A 16142-nucleotide genomic window follows, 5' to 3' on the forward strand; every position below is an offset into this window, starting at 1 on the left:
CGGGGCCGCGGCGCCCGTGTGGGTGGTCACGAGCAGGCATACCCCTCCACTTGGGGGCCGCGGCGCCCGTGTGGGTGGTCACGAGCAGGCATACCCCTCCACTTGGGGGCCGCGGCGCCCGTGCGGACCCCAGGAGGTCTTCGGCGCGCAAGGTCGCCCGGGCGCAGTTCGGGCGCCAGGTCAGCAGTGGGCGAGGCCCATCTGGAGCTTGAGGCCGACCACGCGGGTGACCGCCGCCTGGACCTTGGCTGCGAACGCCGGGTCGGACCGCATGGCCTGGGTCAGCGCGTCGTGCATCGCGGGCACGGTCGAGGGCCGCGCGGTGAGGATGATGTCTCCACCTGCCCGCACGAACCGGGTCGCGCGCTGACCGACCGGGACGTCGGCGACGGCCTCGGCCGCCCCGACATCGTCCGTGACGACGACGCCGTCGTAGGACAGCCGGTCACGCAGCAGGTCCGTGATGACGCGCTTGGAGAAGACGGCGTTGGTGCCGGGGTCGATCCGGCTGTAGATCGCCGAGCCCACCATGACCATCTCGACCCCGTCCTGGATACCGGTGCGGAACGGCTCGAGGTAGTCGCTGTCCATGGTCGTGACACGGTCGGTGATCCCGGTCGAGGTGACGTCGGTGTTGCCGGTGATCCGGCCGAGGCCTGGGAAGTGCTTGACAGTGGAGGCGATGCCACCGGCGCGCATGCCGGCGATGAAGGCGCTCACCATCGCGGAGTTGCGGTCCGGGTCGCTGGAGAAGTTGCGGAAGTAGCGCCCGATCGGCTGGTTGGCCGTGCCGATCGACGCCGGGACGGTGTCCGCGACCGGGGCGAGGTTGACGTTGATGCCGGCCCGGCGAAGCTCTCCGGCCCAGATCGTGGCGTCGGCGGTGAGTGCGCTCGGACCCTCGGCGTTCTGCCGCCGCGCGGAGGGCATGTCGCTGAAGCCGGCCCCTTGGAGCTGCTGCACCGCGCCGCCCTCCTGGTCTGCCGCGAGCAGCAGTCCCAGGCCGGCGGTCGCCTTGTCGGACGCGAGCCCCGCGAGGTGGTGGGTCGTCGCACGCACGGACGCCGCCCCGTCGTGCCAGCCGCCGAGCAGGATGATGCCGCCGAGGTGCCGGCTCGTCACGAGCGAGTCGAGGCTTCCGCGCGCGGCCCCGTGGTCGAGACCGACCATGATCAGCTGTCCGGCGCGCTCGCCGGCGCTCATGCCGTCGACGATCCGGGTCGCGCACGAGACCGGCGTGACGGGCGCCGTCGTCGCTGGAGGGGGCGTACTGGTCGACGTGTGCGGCGCTGCGGACGAGGGCGGGACGGTGGGGACGGTCGAGGACGTCGGTCCGCCGGCGCTCGTGCTGCCGGGCACGGACGAGCTCGACGCGCCGGCCTCGGGCGGGGTGGACGAGCAGGCTGCCGCGAGCATCGTCAACCCCACGACGACCACGGCCGGCCAGAGGCGGCTGGGTCGACGACGGCGCGGGCGACGTTGATGCACAGGCACGTTACGACCCTAACCCGATCTGCTGGGAGCACCTGACCCATCGCTGACGGCGGGCTGGGAGGGGCCGCCGGGAGTGGGGGCGCGATACGTTGCGGACGTGACCACTCAGATCCCCATCGTGCTCGACGTCGACACGGGCGTCGACGACGCCTGTGCCCTCCTGTTCGCCGCCCTTCACCCGGCGCTGGACCTGCGTGCCGTGTCGTGCGTCGGCGGCAATGCGCCCGTCGACGACGTGGTGCGCAACACGCTGCTGACCCTCGAGGTGGCCGGACGTGCCGATGTGCCGGTGGCCCGGGGCGCCGAGCGCCCGCTCCTGGAGCCGCCCTTCCATGCCCGTCACGTGCACGGTGACGACGGGATGGGCGACCTCGGCTGGCCGGCGCCGTCCCTCACGCCAGACCCGCGCCACGCGGTCGAGATGCTCCGCGACGTATGCCGTCAGGCCGCTACCGACGGCCGCCCGGTCACGCTCGTGCCCCTCGCGCCGCTGACCAACATCGCACTCCTGCTCCGGACGTATCCCGATGTGGCACAAGGGATCTCGGAGATCATCTTCATGGGCGGAGCGGCCAACGTCGGGAATGCGACGGCCTCCGCGGAGTTCAACGTCTTCCACGACCCGGAGTCCGCGGCGATCGCGCTCGACGCTGCCGCGGATCTCGGCATCGAGGTCACGATGTACGGCCTCGACGTCTTCTACGGCCCGACGGTCAGCTCCGAGCAGGCCGCCGAGCTCGTCGCGGTCGGCGGCCGCCGACCGGCCGAGCTCGGCGGGCGCCTCATGGACTTCCAGCGAAAGCGCCTCGACGGTGAGGTCGCCTCGATCGGTGACGCGGGTGCCGTGTGTGCGGTCGTGGACCGGGACGCGCTCACCTGCGAGACGCTCCCGATCCGTGTGGAGCTCGCCGGCACCTGGTCGCGCGGACGCACGATCGTGGACCGTCGCGACTGGCGGGGGGCGATCAAGCACGACCCGCACGGCGAGGCGCCCGTCCGGATCCACGTCGCGCTCCAGGTCGACGGCGAGCGCTACTCGAGGCTCTGGCGGGACACGCTCCTCGGCCGTCTCGGGGACGACTCGCCGGTCGAGACCCGCTGATGGGCCGGGTCATCGTCGTCGGGTCGCTCAACGTCGACGTCGTGACGCGCGTCGAGCGGCACCCCCTTCCTGGTGAGACCGTCCTCGGGCAGCCTGGTGGTCGGTTCGCGGGCGGCAAGGGCGGCAACCAGGCGATGGCGGCTCGACGCGACGGCGCCGACGTGACGATGGTCGCGAGTGTCGGGCAGGACGAACCGGGCGCGGCGTACGTGGCCCGCCTCGAGGCCGCCGGCGTCGGCGTGCGTGCCGCCCGCGAGGACGCACTCCCGACCGGGACGGCGCTGATCACCGTCGACCAGGCGGGGGAGAACTCGATCATCGTTGTCGCCGGCGCCAACGCCGCCCTCGACCCGGTCCCCCGGCACCTCGGCGCCGGACCAGGCGACGTCGTCCTCTTCTCGCTCGAGGTGCCCCTCACCACCGTCGCCGAGGCGGCGCGGGCGGCTCACGAGGCCGGCGCGCGCGTCGTGCTCAACCTGGCGCCGTATGCGGCCCTGCCGCACGACGTGATCGCGCTCGCCGACCCCGTCGTCGTCAACGAGTCCGAGATGAAGCTGCTCGCCGACTCGGATCTCGTGCCCACGTCCCTGCTGGTGACGTTCGGGGGCGCGGGGGCCAGCTGGGACGGGGAGCGGGTCTACGGCATACCCGTGCCGGACGCCGAGATCGGCGACACCGTGGGTGCCGGTGACGCCTTCTGCGGCGCGCTCGCGGCCGCCCTCGCAGCGGGCGCGGACCGCCGCACGGCGCTCGCCGCAGCCAATGCGGCCGGCGCTGCCGCCGTCCGCTGGACCGGAGCCCAGCCCGACGCCGCGCTCTGACCGGCCCCCACCGAACTCGGCGTTCTCTCGCGCGCCGCGGTCGGTGCCGAGGAGGGTGGTGGGCTGCTGAGGTCAAGTAGGGGTGACGACGAGCGCGACCTGGGTCGCCCCGGCGCGGGTGACCACCAGCGTCGCCTCCGAGCCACCCTTGCCGCGGCCGGTCATCTTGAGCTGTCTTCGCAGCGCGTCCGGGTCGACCGTGACGCCGCGCTTCTTGACCGTCACGCGGTCGTACCCGTGGTCGCGCAGCCATCGGGCGAGGCGCTTGGTCGAGAACGGCATCGCCTCGACGATGCGGAAGCGCCGCGCCCACGGGAGGTCGTATGCCGCCCCGCTCGTGACGTAGCCGACCCCGGCCGCCAGCTCGGCACCGTCGACCGCGGACACGAGCGCGCCGGTGAGGCCGGCGCGGACCACGGCCCGGTCGGGCTCGTAGAGCCACTCGGCCAGCTCGTGGACCGACGCCAGGCCTGGCTGCCCGTCCGCGACCTCTGCCTCGCCCTGGGTGACGACGCTCGTCTGGGCCTCGGTGCAGACCGCGGCCGTGCGCCCGGCCGTGGTGGCGAGCGGGCCCCACCAGATCGCGCACTCGAGCACCTCGCCGTGCCAGGACGTCCACTGGGCCTCAGCGCCCGGCGGGATCGCACCGTGGGGGAAGGACGGCGAGAGCTTGGCGCCGGTGGCGGCGACCTGGTCGGCATAGGTGAGCACCTCGGGCCACGACGGCGAGATCGCGTCGAGCGAGAACACGCGCTTGGTGCGGCCGTGGATGTCGGCGACGCCGGTCACCCGCCGCGCGGGGTCGAGCCACAGGCCCAGGTGGCGCCGTCCCTCTCCCTCGGGGAGCCGCACGTCCTCGGCGCGTGCGTGGGTGACGCGTGCCGAGGGCCAGTGACGGAGGTTCACCGCGGCGATCCGCGCCGTCGCCTCGTCGGCGTCCACGCCCCGCACGGTGAGGTCCAGCCCGGCGAACGCCATGGCGTCGGCGCCGAGCCCGCAGCCGAGGTCGTAGACCTCGCGGACCCCGGCCGCGGCGTACCGGTGTGCGTGGCGGGCGGCGATGGCCAGGCGGGTCGACTGCTCGAGGCCGTCGGCGGTGAAGAGCATCCCGTCGGCGAACTGGCCGAACTTCTCGGCGCCGCGGGCCCGCAGCCGCGACTGCGTCATCGCGGCGGCGACGAGGTCGGGTGCGTAGCCAGCGTCGCGGAGCCGCCCCTGGAGCTGGAGCGAGGTCGCCTGGTCGTACGGTGGCAGGGACTGCAGCAGCGCCCAGCCCTCGCCTGTGGCCAGGCGGTCGACCATCGCGGCGTCCATGCGCCCATCCTGCCAAGTGGGCGCCGAAGGCCAAATCTGGCACTCGACTTGACCGAGTGCTAACGGCATACCTAGATTTCTTCTTGTTGGCACTCTCACCTCGAAAGTGCCAGCGCCCTCTTCAGGGCGGTCGACCCCCGCGACGGCGGCCAGCCACGAAGAGCCCTACGTCCGTAGTCACCGGAAGTCACCCCGACTGTCCCGAAGGGAAGGTCACCACCGTGTCGGTTTCCATCAAGCCGCTCGAAGACCGCATCGTCGTCAAGTCCCTCGAGGCCGAGCAGACCACCGCGTCCGGCCTCGTCATCCCCGACACCGCCAAGGAGAAGCCGCAGGAGGGCGAGGTCCTCGCTGTCGGCCCCGGCCGCTGGAACGAGGACGGCGACGAGCGCGTGCCGCTCGACATCAAGGTCGGCGACAAGGTCATCTACAGCAAGTACGGCGGCACCGAGGTCAAGTACGGCGGCGAGGAGTTCCTGATCCTCTCCGCGCGCGACGTTCTCGCGATCGTCGGCTGACCCCTGTCACCCCGTATGCCGTGAACGCACCCCGGTGGGCCCCGTCGGGGTTTCGCCGGGGTGCGTCTGCTTAAGCCACAACGCAATTCGCTGATCCGCTCAATCCACGAGCAGAAGGAACACCATGGCCAAGATGCTGGAGTTCGACGACTCCGCCCGCAAGTCGCTGGAGCGAGGCGTCGACGCGCTCGCCAACGCCGTCAAGGTGACGCTCGGCCCCAAGGGCCGCAACGTCGTCATCGACAAGAAGTGGGGCGCCCCCACGATCACGAACGACGGCGTGACCATCGCTCGTGAGATCGAGCTGGAGGACGCCTACGAGAACCTCGGCGCGCAGCTCGCCAAGGAGGTCGCCACCAAGACCAACGACGTCGCCGGCGACGGCACGACGACCGCGACCGTGCTCGCCCAGGCGATGGTCAAGGAAGGCCTGCGCAACGTCGCGGCCGGTGCCGCCCCCGCCGCGCTCAAGCGCGGCATGGACAAGGCCGTCACCGCCGTCAACGACGAGCTGCTGCGCAACGCTCGCGACGTCGAGGGCAAGGACGAGATCGCCTCGGTCGCCACCCTCTCGGCTCAGGACGCCACCCTCGGCGGTCTCATCGGCGAGGCGTTCGACAAGGTCGGCAAGGACGGCGTCATCACGGTCGAGGAGTCCTCGACCACCGCCACCGAGCTCGAGTTCACCGAGGGCATGCAGTTCGACAAGGGCTACCTGTCGGCCTACTTCGTCACCGACACCGAGCGCATGGAGACGATCCTCGAGGACGCCTACGTCCTGATCAACCAGGGCAAGATCAGCTCGGTCGCCGAGGTGCTCCCGGTGCTCGAGAAGGTTGTCCAGTCGGGCAAGCCGCTGCTCATCATCGCCGAGGACGTCGAGGGCGAGGCCCTGTCCACGCTCGTCGTCAACAAGATCCGCGGCACGTTCAACGTCGCCGCGGTCAAGGCGCCCGGCTTCGGCGACCGCCGCAAGGCGATGCTCCAGGACATCGCCGTGCTCACCGGCGGCCAGGTCATCGCCGAGGAGGTCGGCCTCAAGCTCGACCAGGCCGACCTGACCGTGCTCGGCCAGGCCCGTCGCGTCGTGCTGACCAAGGACGCCACGACGATCATCGACGGCGCGGGCGACCAGTCCGAGGTCGCAGGCCGCGTCAACCAGATCAAGGCCGAGATCGAGCGCACCGACTCCGACTGGGACCGCGAGAAGCTCCAGGAGCGTCTCGCCAAGCTGGCCGGCGGCGTCTGCGTCATCAAGGTCGGCGCGCACACCGAGGTGGAGCTCAAGGAGAAGAAGCACCGCATCGAGGACGCCATCTCGGCCACGCGCGCCGCGATCGAGGAGGGCATCGTCGCCGGCGGCGGCACAGCGCTCATCCACGCGGCCACGGTCATCGACGGTCTCGACCTGACGGGTGACGAGGCCACCGGTGCCTCGATCGTCCGCAAGGCCGTCCAGGAGCCGCTGCGCTGGATCGCCGAGAACGCCGGCCTCCAGGGCTACGTCGTCACCTCCAAGGTCGCCGAGCTCCCGCTCGGCCAGGGCCTCAACGCGGCGACGGGCGAGTACGGCGACCTCGTGGGCGCCGGCGTCATCGACCCGGTCAAGGTGACCCGCTCGGCCCTGCGCAACGCCGAGTCGATCGCCTCGATGATCCTGACGACCGACACGCTCGTCGTGGACAAGCCGGAGGAGGAGCCCGAGGCCGGCGGCCACGGGCACGGCCACGGCCACTGAGCCGGCCGGCATACCTCTAGCAGCAGCGAGGACCGCTCCCCCGAACGGGAGCGGTCCTCGCTCGCGTCTCGGCGTCCGTGACCCCGTCACAGCTCACGGTCGGCCGAGGGCCCTTGAGGCTCAGCCGGAGGTCAGGAGGCCTCCTGGATGTCGCCGAGGAGCAGCTCACGCTCGGCCTCGGTGAGGCCACCCCAGACGCCGTAGGGCTCACGCACCTCCAGGGCATGGGAGCGGCACTCGGTGACGACGGGACAGCCGGCGCAGACCGCCTTGGCCTCCGCGTCGCGGTTGCGCCGGCGGGGCCCGCGCTCGCCCTCCGGGTGGAAGAAGACCTCCGGGCTGACGCCTCGGCAGGCTCCGTCCAGCTGCCACTCCCACAGGTCGGCGACGGGGCCGGGGAGGCGGGTGATCTCTGCCATGAGCTCGTCTTTCAGATGGGGCGGGTGGTCCGCCGTTCGTCCTTCAGGCCCCGGCTCGCGTGATCTTCTTCGGGAGGGGTCTGCGGAATTGACGCTAACCGGACGATCCACCACGGATAAAGAGCGGAATCTTCAAGACTTGTTCAAGAATTCCCATGTGGATGGCATGCTCGGTCCAGGACGGTTCGGGTGCCTTTGGGGCCCGCAGGCGGCCTGCACGCACTAGCATGATCGACTTGTGGGAGCGCCAGCGGCGGCGCGAACGTGACGCCGGCAGTCCAAACGGGAGTTCGGGGGGCGAGAGCTCAGATGGGTCCTGGTTGGTCCAGTCCCGCCTCCGTAACGCACGGGGGTGTGAGCGCGATGGAGCGGGTGGACGCTCCATCGCTGCGTGAGCTGGCGGCGGCTGCTACGCGCGACACCCATGCGCGTGACGCGTTGCTGGTGCGCATCAGGGACATGGCCCTGAGGTACTCCCGCGTCCGGCTCGGTCGTTTCGGCGCCGAGGACACTGCCCAGGACGTCGCTCAGGAGGTGTGCATGGCTGTCATGACGGCCTTGCCGACCTATGAGGAGCGCGGCCTGCCCTTCGAGGCCTTCGTCTACACCATCACCTCCCGCAAGCTCGCCGACGCCCAGCGCGCCGCGATGCGGGGCCCCGCGCCGGTGGAGACCATCCCGGACGGACCCGACGACAGCCCGTCACCCGAGTCGGTCGCGGTCATGCGCGACGAGGCCGCGGCCGCGATGTCGCTCATGCAGCAGCTGCCGTCGCAGCAGCGCGAGATCCTCACGCTCCGGGTGGCCGTCGGCATGTCGACCGACGAGACGGCTGCGGCCCTCGGGATGTCTCCGGGTGCGGTCCGGGTCGCCCAGCACCGTGCCCTGACCAAGCTGCGCGCCATGATCGCCGCCGTCGAGGCAGGTGTCGTCGCATGACCGACCTGTTCCCGATGAGCGACCTCGCCGCCGACGACCTGCTGCTCGACCACCTCGCTGCCCGTCGGGACGCCGGTGGCGAGCCCGTCGCCGTCCTGCTCAGCGCGCTCGCCGCCAACGCCGACACCCCGCTGCCGGCCCACACGGGACGCCGGAAGGTGGGACGGAAGCACCGCTACGTCGGCGCGTTCGCGGCGCTGGCGGTTGCCGCATCCGGCGCCGGTGTCGCCGCTGCGGTCACGCTGCCCTCACGTGGGCTCAGCCCGGCCGACCGGGCCCGCATCGAGCAGAAGATGGAGCAGAGCGCGCACAGCGACGCCCCGAGCGGGCTGCTGACCCGGCTCGGCCTGCCGCAGACCTCCGGCACGACCGAGGCGCGCGGCCTCGTGCTCTACCGCCAGCCCGACGGCACGATCGTGCTGCTGCCTGCCTCCGTCGTCGCAGCCGCGGAAGCGTCCGGCGGCCTTGCCGTCGCGCTCGGCGGCGCCTCCGACGGCGTCGCCCAGGGTGGCGCTGCCGGGGTGACCGGCAACAACGGCAACGCCTGGGGAGCGACCCAGGGCGGCAACTCCGACGGCAATGCGAACGCCGGCTCGCAGGGTGGCGACACGCCGACCAGCACCCCGACCGGGACCGCGACCGACCCGGGCAGCGGCGACGGCGACGGCGACAGCCAAGGTGGGCAGGGCACCACCAAGGACAAGAACGTCGTACCCCCTACCGGCACCCCGACCCCCACACCGACCCCGACCCCCACAGCAACCGGCACACCGACCGCCAGCGGGCGTCCGCTCCTCGCGCCGACACCCCCTCCGCCGCCGACTGACCGCGTTGCGAAAAGCCCCACCGCGCCGACGACCCCGCCCTCCACGCCGTAGCCAGACCGCGGCGCCGTCCAGAGGCACTCGGCAGAGCCCTTAGAATTGGGCAATGAGTCTCGGATCGTCAGATGTGCCCGCCGCTTTCGCCACGATGGGTCTGACGTACGACGATGTCCTGCTCCTTCCGGGGTACAGCGACCTCGCGCCGGCCGACATCGACACCACGACTCGCCTGACGCGGGAGCTGTCGATCCGCAGCCCGCTGGTGTCCGCGGCGATGGACACGGTCACCGAGGCGCGCATGGCGATCGCGATGGCTCGCCAGGGCGGGCTCGGGGTGCTGCACCGCAACCTGTCGATCGCCGACCAGGCCTACCAGGTCGACCTCGTCAAGCGCACCCAGACCGGCATGATCTCCAACCCGATCACGATCGGCCCCGACGCCACGCTCGAGGACCTCGACCAGCGCTGTGGTGAGTACCGCGTCTCGGGCCTGCCCGTCGTCGACGGCGACAAGCTGCTCATCGGCATCATCACCAACCGCGACCTGCGGTTCACGCCGGTCGCCGAGTGGGCGACCACGCTCGTGCGCGACGTGATGACCCCGATGCCGCTCATCACCGGTCACGAGGGCATCAGCCGCGAGGACGCGACGACCCTGCTGCGCCAGCACAAGCGCGAGCGGCTGCCGCTCGTCGACGACCAGGGCCACCTCGCCGGCCTGATCACGGTCAAAGACTTCGTCAAGAGCGAGCAGTTCCCCGACGCGAGCAAGGACGACGCCGGCCGGCTCATGGTCGGCGCGGCGATCGGCTACTTCGGCGACGCCTGGGAGCGGGCGACCACCCTCATCGAGGCCGGCGTCGACGTGCTCGTCGCCGACACCGCCCACGGCCACGTGCGCCTCCTCATCGAGATGGTCCAGCGCCTCAAGAACGACCCGGCGACCCGTCATGTCCAGGTGATCGGTGGCAACGTCGCCACGCGCGAGGGCGCCCAGGCGTTCGTCGACGCCGGTGCCGATGCCGTCAAGGTCGGCGTCGGTCCCGGCTCGATCTGCACGACGCGCATCGTCACGGGTGTCGGGGCGCCGCAGATCACGGCGGTGCACGCCGCGGCCCAGGCGTGCAAACCGGCCGGTGTGCCGGTCATCGCCGACGGCGGGCTGCAGTACTCCGGTGACATCGCGAAGGCGATCGTCGCGGGCGCCGACTCGGTCATGATCGGCTCGCTCCTGGCCGGCTGCGAGGAGAGCCCCGGCGACCTCATCTTCGTCAACGGCAAGCAGTTCAAGAGCTACCGCGGCATGGGCTCGCTCGCCGCGATGAGCTCGCGCGGCAAGAAGTCGTACTCCAAGGACCGCTACTTCCAGGCCGAGGTCGACTCCGACGACAAGATCGTGCCCGAGGGCATCGAGGGCCGCGTCGCGTACCGCGGTCCGCTGTCGGCGGTCGCCCACCAGATGGTCGGTGGCCTGCGCCAGTCGATGTTCTACGTCGGCGCGCGCACCATCCCGGAGCTGCAGGACAAGGGCCAGTTCGTGCGAATCACCTCGGCCTCGCTCAAGGAGAGCCACCCGCACGACATCCAGGGCATCGCGGACGCGCCCAACTACTCCGTCTCCGGCTGAGCTCGGACGCCGCACCGCTTCGCAGCACACGGACGTATGCCGTCCGGCTGGGACCCAGCCGGACGGCATACGTCGTCTCGGGTGATGACCGGCCGGTGGCCGCGTCACGGGATCAGGTCAGGGGCGTGGCCGCCTGGACGAACTCGTTGGTGAACGTCTTCGTCAGGTCGATCGACTTGCCCTGCACCTTGGGGTTGAACTCGCCGAGCACGGCGAGGCAGGTCTGCGGGCCGTCGGCCGGCATGATCCCGGTCGGGTTGAAGATGCCCTTCTCGCTGTCGAGCGCCGCGACGTAGGCGTCCTTGCCGACGCCCTTGTAGTAGTCGGCGGGCATCTTGTCGGCGATCTCTGCGCCGCTGTGCGACTGGATCCACGAGAGCGTCGCGACATACGCGTTGACGAGCTTCTGCACGGTCGGCTTGTTGGCATCGACCCACTCGGTGGGCATGTAGAGCGAGGTCGCGGGGTAGGTGCCGCCGAGCGCGGCCTTGGAGCCCGCGGCCGTGCGCATGTCGAGCAGGATGAACGCGGTGCCGTCGGACAGGGCCTTGGACACGGTCGGCTCGGTCGTCATGCCGCAGGCGATGGCCTTCTGCTTCATCGCGGCGATGAAGGTCTGTCCGGCGCCGACGCCGCGGCGGGTCTCCTGCGTCGGGTCGACGCCGTTCTTCTTGCTGAGGTACTGGGTGAGGAAGTCGGTGGACGAGCCCGTGTCGGTGATGCCGAGTGCCTGACCCTTGAAGTCGGCCGGGCTCTTGATCGTGCCCTTGAGGTCGCTGCGGCAGAGCTCGACCTCCCCGGGGATCTGCAGCATCGAGACGACCGCCTCGGACGACTTGCCCTGCGCCTGGAGCGCGATGTTGTGGTCGTAGAAGCCGCCGACGCCCTGGACCTGACCGGCCAGCATGTTCTGCGTGGCGTCGCCGCCGGCCGGCTCGTCGACGAGGTTGACGTTGACGCCGGCCTTGTCGTAGTAGCCGAGCTGCTTGGCGAGCATGAACGGCAGGTAGATCTGCTTGCTCATGCCGCCGACCATGATGGTCACGGTGGGGGCCGAGGCGCCGGCTCCGCCGCCGGACGAGGTCGCGCCTGAGGCGTTGTTCGCGCAGGCCGCCATCGTGGACGCGGCGAGCAGGGCGGCGCCGATGGCGCCGATTCGCTTGGTGTTCAAGGGAACTCTCCTTTGAGTGGTGGTGCTCTGGTTCAGTGACATGGGTGGGGGAGCCGTGCGGCTCGGAGGGCGTATGCCGTCCGGTTACTCGTGCGCGCCTCCTTCGTGGCTCTGCGGTGGCCGCCACCGGAGCAGACGCCGCTCCAGGAGGGAGATGAGGCCCTCAGCCGTCAGGGCGATCGCCGCGACCAGGACCATTCCGGCGAGGACGCCGTTCATGTCGAAGTTGTTCTGAGACGTCCGGATCAGCAGGCCCAGGCCCTCGTTCGCGCCGAGGATCTCCCCGACGAGGGCGCCGATGAGGGCGAAGCCGAAGCTGATGTGCAGGCTCGCGAGGATCCACGTGAACGCCGACGGCAGGACGACGTCACGGGTGACCTGCCAGCGGGAGGCCCCGAGCAGCCTGGCGTTCGCGACGAGGTTGCGGTCGACCTCACGGCTGCCCTGGAAGGCGTTGAAGAAGACGCCGAAGAAGACCAGGACCACAGCGAGGATGACCTTGGACTGGATCCCGAAGCCGAACGCGACGGTGAAGATCGAGCCCAGGATGATGCGGGGGATCGAGTTGGCCGCCTTGAGGAACGGCGCGAAGATCTCCGAAAGGACCTGGATCCGGCCGAGGGCGATGCCGAGGACGATGCCGAGGGCGGCGCCGATGACGAACCCGAGCACGGCCTCCTCGAGGGTGACCATGATCTGGGCGCCGAGCGAGCCCTGCGGGGTGCCGACGGTCACCCAGCCGACGAGGGTGTCCCAGACCCCGCCGGGCGCGCCCCAGAAGAAGGAGTCGACGACCTTGGCGTTGACGCACAGCTGCCAGGCGACGACGAGCACGACGACGATCCCGAGCCGCACGCCGGCGAGGCGAACCCGACGGGCCCGACGGGCAGCCCTCGGGTCGCGCGCCGGGGGCTCCGCCGAGGCCGGTGCCGTATGCCGCTCGGCGGGGTTCGTGACGTCCGTGCCCACGGCTCCGGGCGCGGTGCTGCGGTTCGTGGCGGTGCCGGGGGTGGACATGTCGATCATGAGGCCACCTCCGCCAGTCGGGTCGTCCGGGCGTGGGCCTCGGCGACCTCGGCACGCAGCGCCGACCAGATCTGCTCGTAGATCTGGGTGAAGCGGCGCTCGAACCGGATCTCCTGGACCACCCGCGGGCGCGGCAGGTCGATCTCGAACTCCGCCTTCACCGTGCCGGGACCGGCGGTGATGACCACGACCTTGTCCGCGAGGGCGATGGCCTCCTCGAGGTCGTGCGTCACGAACACGACGGCCGGCCGGGTCTGGTCCCACAGCTGGAGCAGCTCGGTCGACATGATCGCCCTCGTCTGCACGTCGAGTGCACTGAACGGCTCGTCCATGAGCAGGATCCGGGGCTGGTTGATCAGGGTCTGTGCGAGTGCGACCCGCTTGCGCATCCCCCCGGAGAGTTGGTGCGGGTAGCGGTCTTCGAAGCCGCTGAGGCCGACCCGGCGCAGCCAGTCCCGAGCGAGGCCGGCGGCCTCCGCGCGCTTCTGCCCGCGGTAGATGGGGCCTGCTGCGACGTTGTCGAGGACGTTGCGCCAGGGGAACACCGCATCCTGCTGGAACACGAAGCCGGTACCGGTGTCGATGCCGCGCACGGGCCGGCCGTGCACCAGGGCCTCGCCCTTGGTCGGCCGCTCGAGTCCGGACACCAGCGTGAGCGTGGTGGACTTGCCGCAGCCGGTCGGGCCGACGACGGCGCAGAACTGGCCCTCCTCGACGGTCAGGCTGAGGTCCTTGATCGCGGTGTAGGTGCCGCCCCCGGACGTGGGGAAGGTCTTGGTGACTTGTCGTAGCTCGATGGCCGCCATGGCCCGAACCCCTTTCTCCTCGTTGAGTTGCGTCACCGTAGGAGCGGGGGAGGGCGCTGCTGAAGCCTTGTGAGCATTGGGCGTGATAGCCGCGTTACCTGTGGTTTTGTGCGTTCTGCTCAGTCATGCTTGAGCCGAGTTCCGCACTGGTGAGGAGTTGCATGCCGAGGTTTGGCAGGACGCTGGCGTCCCGGATCCTCGTCGCCGTGCTCGGCATCGTCGTGGTGACGATGGCCGTCGGCTTCGGCTTCTACACGCGGCTGACCGGACGGGCCGCCGACCAGCATGCGATCGACCAGGCGACCAACGTCGCAGTCACCCTCGGCCGGATGCCCGAGGTGGCCGCGGCCGTGCAGGCCGGCGACCCGACCCACCTGCTGCCACGCCTCGGCGAGCAGGTCCGGGACGCGACCAAGGCCTCGTACGTCGTCATCATCGACCGCACCGGCACGCGCTACTCGCACCCCAACGCGGCCCTCATCGGCGAGCGCATCGAGGAGCCGGTCGTGGCGCTCGACGGCCAGGTGCACACCGGCATCGACGAGGGCAGCCTCGGGCGGTCCGCGAACTCCCGTGCCCCGATCGTCGACCCGAACGGACGGCCCGTGGGGGAGGTGTCGGTCGGGATCCTCGAGTCGGAGGTCGGTCTGCGCGTCTCCGCCGAGGTGGCCGACATCGCGCTCTACAGCCTCATCGCGCTCGGGCTCGGCGTGCTCGCCGCGGTCCTGCTCGCCCGGGCCATCAAGCGGGTCACCTTCGGCGTGGAGCCGTCCGAGATCGTCGCCCTCATGCAGGAGCGCGAGGCGATGCTTCACGGGATCCGTGAGGGTGTGCTCGCGGTCGACGGCGCGGGGGAGATCAACGTGCTCAACGACGAGGCGCGCCGTCTGCTCGCCCTCGAGTCGGCCCGGCTCGGCCAGCACGTGGAAGACGTCATGCCCGACGGCCGGCTGCGCCGGATCGTCACCGGTGAGGTCGAGGGCAGCGACCTCGTCGCCGTCACCGACGAGCACCTGCTCGTGCTCAACCGGATGCCCGTCATCGTCGGCGGCCGCAACGCCGGCTGGGTCGTCACCATCCGTGACCGCACCGAGCTCGAAGCCCTGCTGCGCCAGCTCGACTCCGTCGAGGGTCTGACCACGGCGCTCCGGGCCCAAGAGCATGAGTTCTCCAACCGGCTGCACGTGCTCTCGGTCCTTCTCGAGATCGGCGAGGTCGAAGAGGCTGCCCGCTACAGCCAGCAGCTCTGGCAGGAGACCTCCCTGGCCAGCGAGGAGATCCGGTCGCGGGTCGGGGCACCGGTCGTCGCAGCGCTGCTGCTCGCCAAGTCCACGGTCGCGGCCGAGCGCGACGTCGTCCTGCTGCTCGACCCGTCCAGCAGGCTGGCGGCGGGCGACGTCCAGGACCTGCCGCTCGTCACCGTGCTCGGCAACCTCATCGACAACGCCGTCGACGCGGTCGCCGACGACCCGCGCGCAGCGGGGAAGCACCCCCGTGGCACCGTCACGGTCGCGCTCAACCGGCGAGACGGCATACTCAGCCTCTCGGTCGCCGACACGGGGCCAGGCATCGAAGCGGACCGCATCGACGACGTCTTCGTCGACGGCTATTCGACCAAGGGTCCCCGTGGCGCGATGCGCCGCGGGGTCGGCCTCGCGCTCGTGCACCGGCTGGTCACCCGGTCCGGCGGCACGATCACGGCGTCGTCGCCGGACGGGGCCCGCTTCGAGGTCAGCCTCCCGCTCCGGGTGGGCGAACGGGTAGGTGAGATGTCATGATCCGGGTCCTCGTCGTCGACGACGACTACCACGTGGCCCGCGCGCACGCGCTGAGCATCGCCCGCGTCGACGGCTTCACCGCCGTCGGCGAGGCGCACACCGGCGAGGAGGCGCAGCGCCTCGTCGGGGAGCTCGAGCCGGACCTCGTGCTGCTCGACATGTACCTGCCCGACTTCAGCGGGCTCGACCTCGTCCGCCGCCTCGCGGCCAACGGGCACCGGGTGCCCGACTTCCTGCTCGTGACCGCCGCACGCGACCTCGAGTCGGTGCGTGCGGCGATGCAGCTCGGGGCGTTCTACTACCTCGTCAAGCCGTTCACCTTCGCCGCGCTCCGCGAGCAGCTGGAGGCGTATCGGGCCTGGACCGAGCGGCTGCGCAAGGCACCGAGCAGTGAGGGCGATGTCGACCAGGACGCCGTCGATGCCCTCTACAGCCTCCGCGGGACGCCCTCGAGGCGAGCCACGGCCGTACGCAACCTGCAGCCGACGATGGCACGCGTCCTGGAGATCGTCAGCACGGCGCCCGAGCCGGTCGGCGCGGCTGAGGTCGCCGAGATCCTCGGGGC

16 protein-coding genes are annotated in these 16142 nt (G+C 71.0%); 10 read left to right on the forward strand and 6 right to left on the reverse strand.

Annotated features, from left to right (window positions below):
* Positions 1 to 180 precede the first annotated feature (180 nt).
* Positions 181 to 1203 (reverse strand): glycoside hydrolase family 3 N-terminal domain-containing protein, encoded by a 1023-nt coding sequence (locus ACWEOW_RS24895; RefSeq protein WP_452271940.1) that lies wholly within the window; start codon positions 1201 to 1203, stop codon positions 181 to 183.
* Here ACWEOW_RS24895 and ACWEOW_RS24900 point away from each other — a divergent pair.
* From ACWEOW_RS24900 to ACWEOW_RS24910, 3 genes are all read left to right on the forward strand, one after another.
* Entirely contained in the window at positions 1202 to 1483 is a 282-nt protein-coding gene (locus tag ACWEOW_RS24900) for a hypothetical protein (RefSeq protein ID WP_452271941.1), read from the forward strand. The two genes, ACWEOW_RS24895 and ACWEOW_RS24900, sit on opposite strands and share 2 nt — an antisense overlap.
* Positions 1484 to 1591: 108 nt before the next feature.
* Complete coding sequence (locus ACWEOW_RS24905) at positions 1592 to 2596, forward strand: nucleoside hydrolase (protein WP_452271942.1); 1005 nt, start codon at positions 1592 to 1594, stop codon at positions 2594 to 2596.
* A complete protein-coding gene (locus tag ACWEOW_RS24910; RefSeq protein ID WP_452271943.1) occupies positions 2596 to 3417 on the forward strand; it encodes a PfkB family carbohydrate kinase in 822 nt (273 codons plus the stop codon). Before ACWEOW_RS24905 ends, ACWEOW_RS24910 begins: the two co-directional genes overlap by 1 nt.
* A gap of 72 nt (positions 3418 to 3489) precedes the next feature.
* On the opposite strand, the gene ACWEOW_RS24915 is transcribed toward ACWEOW_RS24910, so the two are convergent.
* Positions 3490 to 4731 (reverse strand): THUMP-like domain-containing protein, encoded by a 1242-nt coding sequence (locus ACWEOW_RS24915; protein WP_452271944.1) that lies wholly within the window; start codon positions 4729 to 4731, stop codon positions 3490 to 3492.
* Between the two features lie 221 nt (positions 4732 to 4952).
* On the opposite strand from ACWEOW_RS24915, the gene groES reads away from it, so the two are divergent.
* Positions 4953 to 5249, forward strand: a complete 297-nt coding sequence (groES, locus tag ACWEOW_RS24920) for a co-chaperone GroES (protein WP_452271945.1) — start codon at positions 4953 to 4955, stop codon at positions 5247 to 5249.
* A 124-nt stretch (positions 5250 to 5373) separates the two neighbouring features.
* The gene (groL, locus tag ACWEOW_RS24925) at positions 5374 to 6987 is read left to right on the forward strand and encodes a chaperonin GroEL (protein WP_452271946.1); all 1614 of its coding nucleotides are present in this window, start codon (positions 5374 to 5376) and stop codon (positions 6985 to 6987) included.
* Between the two features lie 131 nt (positions 6988 to 7118).
* Here groL and ACWEOW_RS24930 read toward each other — a convergent pair whose 3' ends face one another.
* Positions 7119 to 7406, reverse strand: a complete 288-nt coding sequence (locus ACWEOW_RS24930) for a WhiB family transcriptional regulator (RefSeq protein WP_452271947.1) — start codon at positions 7404 to 7406, stop codon at positions 7119 to 7121.
* Between the two features lie 363 nt (positions 7407 to 7769).
* Between ACWEOW_RS24930 and shbA the strand changes: the two genes are divergently transcribed.
* Genes shbA through guaB form a run of 3 tightly spaced genes read left to right on the forward strand, consistent with a single transcriptional unit; the run spans position 7770 to position 10796 of the window.
* Positions 7770 to 8345: an RNA polymerase sigma factor ShbA gene (gene shbA, locus ACWEOW_RS24935; protein WP_452271957.1), complete on the forward strand. Its 576-nt coding sequence runs from the start codon at positions 7770 to 7772 to the stop codon at positions 8343 to 8345.
* Positions 8342 to 9223, forward strand: coding sequence for a hypothetical protein (locus tag ACWEOW_RS24940; RefSeq protein WP_452271948.1), 882 nt, complete (start codon positions 8342 to 8344; stop codon positions 9221 to 9223). Before shbA ends, ACWEOW_RS24940 begins: the two co-directional genes overlap by 4 nt.
* A 52-nt stretch (positions 9224 to 9275) precedes the next feature.
* Entirely contained in the window at positions 9276 to 10796 is a 1521-nt protein-coding gene (gene guaB / locus ACWEOW_RS24945; protein WP_452271949.1) for an IMP dehydrogenase, read from the forward strand.
* 112 nt (positions 10797 to 10908) lie between these two features.
* Here the strand turns inward: guaB and ACWEOW_RS24950 are convergent, their stop codons facing one another.
* From ACWEOW_RS24950 to ACWEOW_RS24960, 3 genes are all read right to left on the reverse strand, one after another.
* Positions 10909 to 11967 carry an ABC transporter substrate-binding protein gene (locus ACWEOW_RS24950; RefSeq protein WP_452271950.1) on the reverse strand — a complete coding sequence of 353 codons (1059 nt, stop codon included), beginning with the start codon at positions 11965 to 11967 and terminating at the stop codon, positions 10909 to 10911.
* Positions 11968 to 12051: 84 nt separating this feature from the next.
* Entirely contained in the window at positions 12052 to 12993 is a 942-nt protein-coding gene (locus tag ACWEOW_RS24955; RefSeq protein ID WP_452271951.1) for an ABC transporter permease, read from the reverse strand.
* A complete protein-coding gene (locus ACWEOW_RS24960; protein WP_452271952.1) occupies positions 12990 to 13835 on the reverse strand; it encodes an ABC transporter ATP-binding protein in 846 nt (281 codons plus the stop codon). The genes ACWEOW_RS24955 and ACWEOW_RS24960 overlap by 4 nt, the downstream gene beginning before the upstream one ends.
* A 125-nt stretch (positions 13836 to 13960) precedes the next feature.
* Between ACWEOW_RS24960 and ACWEOW_RS24965 the strand changes: the two genes are divergently transcribed.
* The gene (locus tag ACWEOW_RS24965) at positions 13961 to 15577 is read left to right on the forward strand and encodes an ATP-binding protein (protein ID WP_452271953.1); all 1617 of its coding nucleotides are present in this window, start codon (positions 13961 to 13963) and stop codon (positions 15575 to 15577) included.
* Positions 15574 to 16142: response regulator (locus ACWEOW_RS24970; protein WP_452271954.1), on the forward strand; the 569-nt coding region annotated here is incomplete at its 3' end. The genes ACWEOW_RS24965 and ACWEOW_RS24970, both read left to right, overlap by 4 nt.

It is taken from the genome of Monashia sp. NPDC004114 (genome assembly GCF_053603855.1).